Genomic DNA, 11,449 nt, shown 5'->3' on the forward strand with positions numbered 1-11,449 from the left:
CATGGTGTATATGCTATACTCTTCGGGATACGGCACATACACCATGTTGGCGAAACTTTTAATACGCATCCACATCCACAATAAAGCGGATCTGTCTAAAATCTTTGACCGCTTCAAACGTATTTTTAATTTTTTGTAGTTGCTCTTTGGTTTTTCCTAATGATTGTTTCGGTGGAATTTTAATCACTAAATTCTTAATATACTGGTTTCGAATACGAGAAACCGCAGGTGCTGTAGGTCCTAATACATTTTCATGAAACACATTTTGTAACGCTTTTGCTAACCAGTTGATACCGTTATCAACACGCGTGTAATCTTTATGTTTTAGGGTAATTTTTATTAAACGATAGTATGGCGGATAATGAAACTGCCAACGATCTTGCAATTGTTCTTTATACATTTCTGTATAATTGGTCGTAGATACCTGCTGTAAAATTTGATGATACGGGTTGTAAGTTTGTATGGCTACATTCCCTTGTTTTTTAGTACGTCCTGCCCTACCCGATACTTGTACCATTAGCTGAAAAGCGCGCTCATGGGCTCTAAAATCAGGGAAGTTGAGCATAGAATCTGCATTCAGGATTCCTACCAGCGATACATTTTCAAAGTCCAATCCTTTAGAAAGCATTTGCGTTCCTACCAAAATATCAATTTCTTGGGCTTCAAAAGCCCCAATAATCTTTTGATACCCATATTTACCGCGTGTAGTATCCAAGTCCATTCGTCCAATGGTATGGTTTGGAAATAGCTCTTTGAGCTCCAACTCTATTTGCTCCGTTCCAAAACCTTTGGTGTCTAAAGTAGCACTTCCACAAGCTCCACAACTGTTCGGCATCGCACGTTGATAATGGCAATAGTGACATTTTAATTCCTTACGGAATTTATGATAGGTTAAACTCACATCACAATTCGGACATTGAGGAGAAACACCACAAGTTGTACACTCTACCACAGGCGAAAATCCACGTCGGTTTTGAAATAAAATAACCTGTTCTTTTTCCTCCAAGGCTTCGGTAATCATTTTTAACAAGCGATCAGAAAAATGACCATTCATTTCCTTTTTTCGATGCTTTTCTTTAATGTCTATCAGCTCGATTTTAGGCAGTTGAATGTTTCCAAAACGACGCGTTAATTCTATAAATCCGTATTTGTTTTGCTCAGCATTAAAATAACTTTCTATCGATGGTGTTGCAGAACCTAACAATACTTTTGCTTGGTGTAAATGTCCTAATACTACTGAAGCATCACGTGCGTTGTAACGTGGTGACGGTTCAAATTGCTTGTACGACGTTTCGTGTTCTTCATCTACTACAATCAACCCTAAGTTTGAAAACGGTAAAAACAACGAAGAACGCGCTCCTAAAACAATTTGTGCTTTTGGTTTATTTTCTAATACATTATTCCATACCTCTACCCGTTCGTTCATCGAATATTTAGAGTGGAATACTGATATAAAGTTTCCAAAATAGTTTTGTAAGCGGGTAATAATTTGGGTTGTTAAGGCGATTTCTGGTAGTAAAAACAATACTTGTTTTCCTTCAGCAATCACTTCTTTAATCAGTTTTACATAAATTTCTGTTTTACCAGACCCTGTAACCCCGTGCAATAAGCTTACTTGTTGTGTTTCAAAAGAAGTTTTTATTTGCGTAAACGCTTCCTGTTGAAACTCATTGAGTTCTTTTATCTGATTCGTATCTCCTTGATAATTGATACGATCGGTTTGAATATGATAAAACTCAAAAATATCTTTCTCTACCAACGCTTTTAAAACTGTAGAAGAAGCTCCTGATTGTTCTTCTAAATTCTTAGCTTTTATCGGCTTTTTAGAAGCTGCTAACTGAAAATACGTCAATACAGCTTCTCGTTGTTTTTTTGCTCTTGAAAGTTCCTCTAAAAGCGTTTGTAAGCCCTCATTCGAAGCATAATTGTTATGTAACCGAACATACTTAACCAACTTAGGTTTGTAGGTTTCGTAAATTTCTTCTTTAATGTAAATCGCACTCTTCTCAATCAATCCATTAATAATGGGTAGCACAGTTTTCTTTCCTAAAATATCAGCAACTTGATGAATGGTTAGTTGCGATTGATGCTGTAAAGCTTCAAAAATTAAAAACTCTTCATCGGTTAATATAGGTTCTTCTTCAAAGTTTTCGTTTTTATAGATAATCGTTTCACTTTCTAACAAAAATGCTGACGGTAAGGCTGCTCTGTACACATCGCCTAACGAACACATATAATAGCTCGAAATCCACTGCCAATGTTTTAATTGGTGTTCATTTACAATAGGGCAGTCATCTAATATTTGATGAATGTCTTTGGCTTCATATGCTTCGGGTGCATTTTGGTGAATATTGAACACCAATGCGGTATATATTTTACTTTTTCCGAAAGAAACTGCTACACGCATTCCTTTTTTTAAAAAAGAAGCTTCTGCTTTGGTTACCGAGTAGGTAAACGTTTTTTGCAACGGAATGGGCAATATGACGTCGATGAAGTGAATAAAATTTTCTTTTTAAATTAAATCAAAACTACACAAAAATGAGTACATAGCTTCTATATTTATGACTTCTCTAGAATGGAAAAATAAGAATAGTTTTTAAGGAGTTTAACAGGTCTATAATTAATCACTTATCATTTCTAAGTACATTTTTTCTACTTTTTCTCTTGCCCAAGGGGTTGTTCTTAAAAATTTTAAGCTCGATTTATAGGTTGGGTTGTTTTTAAAAGCATTAATATTCAACATTTCTCCCATTTCCTCCCAACCATACTCTAAGTATAGCTCTTCTAACATGGTGGCTAATTTTATTCCGTGAAGCGGATTATTTGGTTGTTCTTGACTCATAGCGCAAAGGTAAAGATTCTACTGTAGTAATTCGTCTAACAAAATTCTAATTTTATTACTATTCCAATCAGCTGGTCCTCTTTTATCAACCATAATAGTTCCATTCTTATCTAAAATAAATGTAGCTGGAATGGTATTACTTACTAATTGATCTGGAACTTTTGATAAAATGTTATAGGTTGGTAAATCGTAGCCTTTGTTTTTATAAAAAACATCAATTGTTGTCCAATCTTCATTACTCACAAATATAAATTGAACCTTGTCTTTGTAATCTTCGTATAGTTTTTGAATACTTGGCATTTCTGCAATACATGGTGGACACCAAGTTGCCCAAAAATTCACAAAAACTACTTTATTTTTTGTTTCATTAAAATCTATATTCGTAGTATTTAACCCTTTTAATTTCCAGTTATAGTCTACTAGCTCTTCTCTTTGTTCTTCAGTAGTGGTAGAAGGTGAAAACGAAACCAACCTAATAAAATATACTTTGGTTGGCGGATATAGTAACAAGCCTATAATAACGACAAATACAATGTTTGAGATTGTTTTTCTGTTGAATTTCATTAAGTTTCTTTTAGATTAAACGTTGTTATCTGTCGTTATGAGTATTATTCTATTACAAAGTGTGGGTGCTTTCTTTATTAATCTAAATCAGGCAGTAAAAAATCATTTAGAACGCTTTTTTTAGCCATCGTTTTCTCAATATTTTTAACAGTTCTTGGGGCTTCTGCTGATAGGTTTACAGGGCCGTTTTTTGTAATTAAAATATCATCTTCAATTCTAACTGCAATTCCCCACCATTTTTTATCGCAAGGGCTTCCTTCAGGGATATAAATACCAGGTTCTACTGTAATAACCATATTTTCTTTAAAAGCACCATATGTTCCTGGATCATGAACATCTAAGCCTATGTGATGAGAAGTACCATGTGGAAAATAGCTATGTTTTGCTGAAGGAGAACTAATAATACCCAAAGCTGCTAATCCTTCATTAATAATCTGCTTTGTTGCTTCCCCTGGTTTCCAAAATTGATTTCCAGGTTTACATACTTTGATTCCTGCGTCTTGTGCTTTTAAAACTAATTCGTAAATAGCTTTTTGTTCTGGTGAAAACTTACCGTTTGCTGGTATGGTTCTGGTTACGTCTGCTGTGTACCCTCTGTATTCAGCTCCTAAATCCATTAAAACTAATTCATTTCCTAATTTGGTTTTGTTATTTTCTATGTAATGTAAAACACAACCATTGTTTCCTGCGCCTACTATAGACGGATAGCCTTCATACTCTGCTCCGTATTTTTTATACACAAACTCATGAACTCCTTGAATTTCTGTTTCAGACATGTGTGGTTTCATTGCTTTCATCACTTCTATTTGTCCAATAGCTGAAATTCGTATTGCCTTAGTTAACAGTTTTAATTCTTCTTGTGTTTTTACTTCACGCATTTCAGCAAGTGCTGTAGGTAAAAACTTAATATCTATATTTGATTCATTATTTTGAAGCTTTATTTTTATTTTTTGTTTGAGTTCTCTTCTTAATCCATCATCTGTAGCATTTATATACTCTTTTATTATTGGGTCTTTTTTATATTCTGGATAATTCTCTAAGTTTTTAGATAATTCCTTAGCCACTTCTTCTAATTTCGCATCCGGCACATTTGCTATAGCCTTATGAATATACGCTATATTTGGGTCTTTTAACACACTATCATTATATCTAGATTGCTTTTTAAACGCTTTTACTAAATCGTAAATTTCTCCTTTATCCCTTTCTGAGTTTCTATAATCATCATTAAACTTTAATATGTTTACTTTATTGAAACTTTTAAAATTAATAGGATCTGTAACAAATTCTTCTGATGTTTTTGCCATCGCAAAACCTAATTCTTTTTTTGCTCCTTCTACTCCTAAACGTTTTCCATTCCACATTTCAAATCGAGGGTCTTTTTTTGGTACATATAATAATTCATTATAACTATTTCCTTCAGCGTCTTTTTGATTTTCAGAAAATAGTACCAAAACTGCATTGGGTTCTTTAAATCCGGTTAAATAATAAAAGTTAGGGTCTTGATGAAATACATAATCTACATCATTTGCTCTATTCCGGGTTGGATTCGCAAAAACAACAGCTATAGAATTTTTAGGCATTTTTGATCGTAAAATTGCTCTTCGTTCTTTATGAAAATCAGCTGGCAAATAATCTGTTGGAATTTGTGCTGATACAACAACACATATATTTAGTAAGAAAAGGGTAGATAATAGTTTTTTAAACATCGTGATAAAATTTGTTACTCTCAAATGTAGTATTCTATTATAGAATAAGGAAAATATTAACAAACATTTAGGTAATATTGTCTTATAATATTACACAGATTCACCCATATTGTTTGCTAATTTTTCAATACTTTAGCATCACTTTTTTAAAACAAACAATACACAATAATGAAACCTACATAAATAAAACATATCATACTTATGATTGTTTTATTCATCAAAGGTTACATGCGTTAATAAAAACAATAAAAAACAAACACATGAAAAATACAGCTTTATCACATGTACATGAAGCTTTAGGAGCAAAAATGGTTCCTTTTGCAGGTTATAATATGCCTGTACAATACGAAGGAGTAACTGCTGAACACGAAACTGTTAGAAAAGGAGTTGGTGTTTTTGATGTAAGTCATATGGGAGAATTCTTTTTAAAAGGAGAAAATGCGTTGGCTTTAATTCAAAAAATTTCTTCTAATGACGCTTCTAAATTAGTTCCTGGAAAAGCGCAATATAGCTGTATGCCTAATGCAGATGGAGGAATTGTAGATGATTTAATTATTTACATGATTGCTGAGAATGAGTATATGTTAGTAGTAAATGCTTCTAATATTGAAAAAGATTGGAATTGGATTTCTCAACATAACGATTTGAATGTTACTATGGAAAATCGTTCTGAAAACTGGTCACTTTTAGCTATTCAAGGACCTAAGGCTGCGGAAGCAATGCAATCGTTGACCAGTGTAGATTTATCGAATATAAAATTTTATACTTTTGAAATTACTAATTTTGCTGGAATACCAAATGTTGTGGTTTCTGCTACTGGGTATACTGGCTCTGGTGGATTTGAGGTGTATGTAAAGAATGAAGATGTTGAACAACTATGGAACAATGTTTTTGAAGCTGGTAAAGACTGGGGAATTAAACCTATCGGATTAGCTGCTCGTGATACCTTACGTTTAGAGATGGGGTATTGTTTATATGGTAACGATATTGATGATACTACTTCTCCTTTAGAAGCTGGCTTAGGTTGGATTACTAAGTTTACAAAAGACTTTGTAAATGCTGAAGCTTTAAAAGCTCAAAAAGAAGCTGGTGTTACTCGCAAATTAGTTGCTTTTGAATTAACAGAGCGTGGTGTTCCTCGTCATGATTATGAAATTGTTGATGCTGACGGAAACAATATTGGTCGTGTTACATCTGGTACTATGAGTCCTTCATTAGGTAAAGGAATTGGATTAGGGTATGTTACGAAAGAGAACTCTAAGGTTGATAGTGATATTTTTATTCAAGTTCGAAAAAAACAAATTCCTGCTAAGGTAGTTAAACTTCCTTTCTATAAAGGTTAATAATACTTCTAAAAAAAAAGCAGCTTTTTTTTAAAGCTGCTTTCTACTCAGTAATTAAAATATGACTGTTAATTAGTTATTTTTATCTTCTTCTTTAGATACTTTATTCCAAATTTTCACTTCGTCATCAGCGGTAATTCCTTCTAAAATTTCAACATTAACTCCGTCTGAAATACCTAATTTAACATCTCTTCTTTCAAATTCTTGATCTCCTTTCTTTACTTCTACATATGGCTCTTCTGTTTTTCTATCAAACTGTAATAAAGCCTCTTTTATAGACAAAACACTATCTTTTTTATTTAGAACAATTTCTGCATTAGCACTATATCCTGCTCTAATAAAATGTTCTTTATCTAAAGAAACATCTGCTTTAATTTTAAATTGTACTGCTCCTCCTTCGTCTGTACCTTTTGGTGCAATAAAATTTAGTATTGCAGGGAATTTCTTGTCTTCTATAGCTCCTAAAGCTACTTCTATATTCGTTCCTTTTTTTAATTTACCTACTTCAGATTCATCAACTTGACCTTCAAAAATCATTTTTGTCATATCAGCAATAGTAGCAATCGTGGTTCCTGCGTTGAAGTTATTAGATTGAATAACTTGATATCCTTTTTTTACAGGAATCTCTACTACCATACCAGAAGTTGTTGCTCTAATATTAGTATTTGCTCCAGAAGAACCAGCAGATCCTCTTTTTATGATTTGATAATCATTTTGAGCATTTTTTAAGTCATTCTTTGCTTGATTATACGATAACTGTGATGCTTCAAACTCTTGGCTAGAAATAACACCTTTATCGAAAAGTTTTTTATTTCTATCGTATTGAGTTTTTGCATTTTTTAGTTGAATTTCTACTGAATTAATTCTTCCTCTTGCACTTTGTAATGATTGTTCATTGGGTACCACTCTAACAGTTGCTAATAAATCTCCTGCTTTTACTATAGCTCCTTCTTCTACAACAATTTTATCTATAATACCTGCTATTTGAGGTTTAATTTCAACCTCTTCTAAAGGAACTACTTTTCCTGTAGCTACGCTCTTTTTTACAATAGTAGCTTTAAAAGGTTTTTCTGTTTCATATTCAATTGGAGATGCGCTGTTTTTCTTGCCAAACCATATTAACACTGCAATTAATGCTAACGCTATTCCTCCGAAAATGATAATTCTTTTCATTTGTATCTATTTATATTCTTGTTAATTGATTTTTTATTCTTCTCTTAATGCTTCTATTGGTTGAATTATTGTTGCCATGTAGGCAGGAATAAAACCTATTAAAGTTCCTAATGCGATTAATACAGCATAGGCTATTAGTACTATGGGGATATCTACCGTTGGATTCGTTAATAAATCAGCTGCATCTATTGCCATTAATATCAAACCTCCTGCTATGATTCCTAGAGACCCTGCTAACAAGGTTAAGAAAACCGACTCTAAAATAATTTGTTGTCTTATTTTCCCTGGTGTAGCTCCTAAGGCTCTTCTAATTCCAATTTCCTTGGTTCGTTCTTTTACCGTTATTAATAAGATATTACCAATAGCAAAAACTCCTGCTATTAAGGTTGCAATCCCTACAAACCACGTTAAAAACTGCATTCCTGTTAAAAAGCCTGTTACTTTAGCTATTTCTTTTCCTAAATTAAACCCTCTAAAGGCTCTATTATCATCAGGATGAATTTTATGTAAGCTACTTAACAACACTTTTACATCTGATTCTACTTGCTCTATATTATATTCTGGTTTTCCTGTTATAACCATCCAACGAAATTTATCTCCTTGGTTATAAACAAGTCGAAATGTGCTAAATGGTATATGAATATTATTGGTACCTTCAAATCTACTAGGTTTATATACTCCAATTACCATATAACCAATATTATTAATTTTAATGTAAGAACCTAAGGCTTCTTCATCTTTATCAAATAATTGTTTATAAACTTCATCACTTATTACACAAACTTTTTTATTTTCATTTATGTCTTGTTGGTTTATAAATCTTCCTACTGTTAATTTTTTTTTCTGTACTTTGTCTAATAAAGGGTAATCTCCAAAAACTGTTAAATTAGCTGTTTTAAGACCATATATAACTTGGCTAGAGGTTACATTTCTAGGCACAACAAATTCTACACCTTCTATTTCGCTTCTTATTTTTTCTACATCACCTGTTGTTAAGTTGATCTGTCTTCCTTCTTGAAATCCTTTAAACGGTTTAGATGTTTTGCTTCCAGACATAAAAACACTATTCGTTGCAAAATCACCAAACATGCTATTAAACCCGTTTTCAATTCCTTTAGCGGCACCTAAAAGACCTACCAATAAAAGTATTCCCCAAAAAGCACCAAATATTGTGATGGCTGTTCTTGTTTTGTTTTTACGAATACTTCCGTAAATTTCTTGCCAAGTATCTTTATCAAATAAAAACTTCATAATTAATCTGCTCTTAGTGCTACAATTGGTTTAATTCTTGCCGCTTTCTTTGCTGGTAAATATCCTGCTATCATTCCTGCTAAAATTAAGGTAATAGTAGCTCCAACAACTACTGGTGTTGATACTCCTGGGTTTAGTATAAAGTATTTTTCTAAGCTAGGACCTGCTAATTCTAATATCCCTACCCCTAACATTAAACCAAAATACCCTGATATTGCGGTGATTAAAATGGCTTCTAGCATAATCATTGATACTATAGATTTTGGTGTTGCTCCAATTGCTTTTCTTATTCCTATTTCTTTAGTACGTTCTTTAACAATATATACCATAATATTACTTATACCTACCACTCCAGCTATTAAGGTTCCGAATCCTATAATTAAAATTAGAATACTTAATCCTACCATCATACTCGAAACTTCTTTATTACCTGAAGCATAGTTATTAATTCCTATTCCTCTTTGATCATTAGGTGAAACTTCGTGTTTCTTCTTTAATTCTCTATGCATTTTACTACTAAAGGCAAGAGCTTCATCTATACTCATTTCAGGATTATAAGTCATACCTAACTGATCTACATAATCATTATTACCATAAATTTGCTGCATGGTTGTAAATGGGATGTATATATAACGTTCATCACTATCTCCTCCAGGGTCAGAAAACACTCCTATAATTTTATAGATAATTCCCCCAATGTTTAGTTGTTTTCCATAAGCACTTATTTGACCAAATAAATCTTTCTCAACCATTCGACCAATAACAACTACTTTTGCTTTTTCATTAATATCACGAATGTTTAAAAAACGTCCTTCGGTAACTTCAGCTGACTCTAATAAATCATATTTTGGGTATACACCTCTTATCGTATAGTTATCTTCTTCTGTTTTATAAACTACTTTTGCTGTTCTTTGTAGTCGAGGACTAATCATTTGAATTTTATCAGCATATTTTTCTTTTAAAAACTCAAAATCATCATTTTTAAACTGAATTCTTCTACCTATTTGATGTCCTTTATAAGCTTTTGTTGTTGTATTAGTCCATATGTATATAGAATTAATAGCATCTTTTGCAAATTCGTTTTTAAACGTGTTTTGAAGTCCATTACCTATTCCAAACAATAAGGTAAATAGTAAAATTGCAAAAGCTACTGTAAAACCTGATAAAGCAGAACGCAATTTGTTTTTACTTATACTTTGAAATATTTCTCTCCAGCGATCTAAATCAAACATAATTAAATTGCTTTTGCTTTGTTTATTGCTACCTCTGTTAATTCATCACTTATAATGACTCCGTCTTTTAAACGAACAACTCTATTGGTTTGTTCTGCCACTTCTTCTTCGTGTGTAATTACGAAAACCGTCATTCCTTCATCGTTAATTTCTTTTAACAAGTCCATAACCGAATCTGTAGTCGTTGAATCTAAGGCACCTGTTGGTTCGTCAGCTAATACAACTTTGGGTTTTGTTACCAAAGCTCTTGCTATTGCTACACGTTGCTTTTGACCACCTGAAAGTTCATTTGGTAAATGATTTGCCCATTCTTTTAACCCTACTTTCTCAAGATATTCTAGAGCCGTTTCTAATCGTTCTTTTCTAGGAATTCCTTTGTAATATAATGGTAACGCTACATTTTCTAAGGCTGTTTTGTACGATATTAAATTAAATGACTGAAAAACAAACCCTAAAAACTTATTACGTAATACAGCTGCTTTCTTTTCATTTAGATTCTCAATTAGCTGTCCGTTTAAGTAATACTTTCCTTCATCATGCGTATCTAATAAGCCTACAATATTTAGTAATGTAGATTTTCCTGATCCTGAAGATCCCATAATAGATACAAATTCACCTTCTTTTATATGCAAGTTTAATCCTTTTAAAACATGAAGTGAATCTTTTCCTATAGGATAGGATTTGTGAAGATTTTCTATTCGAATCATAGTGTTAGTTAATTTTTAAACAAAATAAATACTGACCTTTATAAACTACTTAAATTATTGTTAAATCATTATTTACTTTCTTACAAGACGCTTAATTTTGGTTTATGTTACAAATTTATCTTTTAATTTTTATAAAAAACTAAATATGAACAACTTGCCTACCAATAAAAAAGTAATTTTGTTTGATGGTGTCTGTAATTTTTGTAGTGATAGTGTATTAAAAGTTATAAAATATGATACTAAAAACAAGTTTTTATTCACTTCTTTACAGTCTGATACTGGTAAAGAAATTACACAGTATTTGGGTGTAGACACTTCTAAGGTTGATTCTATTATTTTATACGAACCAAATGTATCTTATGATATTAAATCGAACGCTGCTTTGAAAATAATGAATTCCTTTGGAGGTGTTTGGAAACTTACTCAGGCTTTTTGGGTACTTCCTGAAGGGTTTAGAAATTTAGTATATGATTTTATTGCTAAAAATCGTTATAAATGGTTTGGTAAAAAAGAAGCCTGTATGACTCCTTCTAAAGAAATACAAGAAAAATTTTTATAAAAAACAAGCTCACCGTATTGGTAAGCTTGTTAGGTAAAGGAACTTTTCCTTAGTTAGTGATTTCCTCAATAC

10 protein-coding genes are annotated in these 11,449 nt (G+C 32.2%); 2 read left to right on the forward strand and 8 right to left on the reverse strand.

Annotated elements, in window-relative coordinates; all coding sequences use genetic code 11:
- Positions 1-58: 58 nt before the first annotated feature.
- The 4 genes from priA to ACKTSW_RS05285 form a co-directional block, all read right to left on the reverse strand.
- Complete coding sequence (priA, locus tag ACKTSW_RS05270) at positions 59-2,500, reverse strand: replication restart helicase PriA (protein WP_456243517.1); 2,442 nt, start codon at positions 2,498-2,500, stop codon at positions 59-61.
- 120 nt (positions 2,501-2,620) lie between these two features.
- Positions 2,621-2,842 (reverse strand): VF530 family protein, encoded by a 222-nt coding sequence (locus tag ACKTSW_RS05275; RefSeq protein ID WP_408024225.1) that lies wholly within the window; start codon positions 2,840-2,842, stop codon positions 2,621-2,623.
- An 18-nt stretch (positions 2,843-2,860) separates the two neighbouring features.
- Entirely contained in the window at positions 2,861-3,406 is a 546-nt protein-coding gene (locus ACKTSW_RS05280) for a TlpA family protein disulfide reductase (protein WP_408024226.1), read from the reverse strand.
- A gap of 77 nt (positions 3,407-3,483) precedes the next feature.
- A complete protein-coding gene (locus tag ACKTSW_RS05285) occupies positions 3,484-5,112 on the reverse strand; it encodes an aminopeptidase P family protein (RefSeq protein WP_408024227.1) in 1,629 nt (542 codons plus the stop codon).
- Between the two features lie 260 nt (positions 5,113-5,372).
- On the opposite strand from ACKTSW_RS05285, the gene gcvT reads away from it, so the two are divergent.
- Positions 5,373-6,455 (forward strand): glycine cleavage system aminomethyltransferase GcvT, encoded by a 1,083-nt coding sequence (gene gcvT, locus ACKTSW_RS05290; protein ID WP_408024228.1) that lies wholly within the window; start codon positions 5,373-5,375, stop codon positions 6,453-6,455.
- A 72-nt stretch (positions 6,456-6,527) separates the two neighbouring features.
- Here gcvT and ACKTSW_RS05295 read toward each other — a convergent pair whose 3' ends face one another.
- Genes ACKTSW_RS05295 through ACKTSW_RS05310 form a run of 4 tightly spaced genes read right to left on the reverse strand, consistent with a single transcriptional unit; the run spans position 6,528 to position 10,818 of the window.
- Positions 6,528-7,628: an efflux RND transporter periplasmic adaptor subunit gene (locus ACKTSW_RS05295; protein ID WP_408024229.1), complete on the reverse strand. Its 1,101-nt coding sequence runs from the start codon at positions 7,626-7,628 to the stop codon at positions 6,528-6,530.
- A 33-nt stretch (positions 7,629-7,661) separates the two neighbouring features.
- Positions 7,662-8,879: an ABC transporter permease gene (locus ACKTSW_RS05300; protein WP_408024230.1), complete on the reverse strand. Its 1,218-nt coding sequence runs from the start codon at positions 8,877-8,879 to the stop codon at positions 7,662-7,664.
- Positions 8,880-8,881: 2 nt separating this feature from the next.
- Positions 8,882-10,111, reverse strand: a complete 1,230-nt coding sequence (locus tag ACKTSW_RS05305) for an ABC transporter permease (RefSeq protein ID WP_408024231.1) — start codon at positions 10,109-10,111, stop codon at positions 8,882-8,884.
- Between the two features lie 2 nt (positions 10,112-10,113).
- Complete coding sequence (locus ACKTSW_RS05310; protein WP_408024232.1) at positions 10,114-10,818, reverse strand: ABC transporter ATP-binding protein; 705 nt, start codon at positions 10,816-10,818, stop codon at positions 10,114-10,116.
- A 145-nt stretch (positions 10,819-10,963) separates the two neighbouring features.
- Here ACKTSW_RS05310 and ACKTSW_RS05315 point away from each other — a divergent pair, with 145 nt between their 5' ends.
- Positions 10,964-11,377, forward strand: a complete 414-nt coding sequence (locus tag ACKTSW_RS05315; RefSeq protein WP_408024233.1) for a thiol-disulfide oxidoreductase DCC family protein — start codon at positions 10,964-10,966, stop codon at positions 11,375-11,377.
- Positions 11,378-11,449: the final 72 nt, after the last annotated feature.

The sequence above is a fragment of the Tenacibaculum sediminilitoris genome, from assembly GCF_964513795.1.
Taxonomy (GTDB): Bacteria; Bacteroidota; Bacteroidia; order Flavobacteriales; family Flavobacteriaceae; genus Polaribacter; species Polaribacter sediminilitoris.

What these genes read in the sequence shown, in the direction of transcription:
- ACKTSW_RS05310 (WP_408024232.1), bottom strand. Translation starts at nt 10,818, where the DNA reads ATGATTCGAATAGAAAATCTTCACAAATCCTATCCTATAGGAAAAGAT.
- gcvT (WP_408024228.1), top strand. Translation starts at nt 5,373, where the DNA reads ATGAAAAATACAGCTTTATCACATGTACATGAAGCTTTAGGAGCAAAA.
- ACKTSW_RS05285 (WP_408024227.1), bottom strand. Translation starts at nt 5,112, where the DNA reads ATGTTTAAAAAACTATTATCTACCCTTTTCTTACTAAATATATGTGTT.
- ACKTSW_RS05295 (WP_408024229.1), bottom strand. Translation starts at nt 7,628, where the DNA reads ATGAAAAGAATTATCATTTTCGGAGGAATAGCGTTAGCATTAATTGCA.
- ACKTSW_RS05305 (WP_408024231.1), bottom strand. Translation starts at nt 10,111, where the DNA reads ATGTTTGATTTAGATCGCTGGAGAGAAATATTTCAAAGTATAAGTAAA.
- ACKTSW_RS05315 (WP_408024233.1), top strand. Translation starts at nt 10,964, where the DNA reads ATGAACAACTTGCCTACCAATAAAAAAGTAATTTTGTTTGATGGTGTC.
- ACKTSW_RS05300 (WP_408024230.1), bottom strand. Translation starts at nt 8,879, where the DNA reads ATGAAGTTTTTATTTGATAAAGATACTTGGCAAGAAATTTACGGAAGT.
- ACKTSW_RS05280 (WP_408024226.1), bottom strand. Translation starts at nt 3,406, where the DNA reads ATGAAATTCAACAGAAAAACAATCTCAAACATTGTATTTGTCGTTATT.
- ACKTSW_RS05275 (WP_408024225.1), bottom strand. Translation starts at nt 2,842, where the DNA reads ATGAGTCAAGAACAACCAAATAATCCGCTTCACGGAATAAAATTAGCC.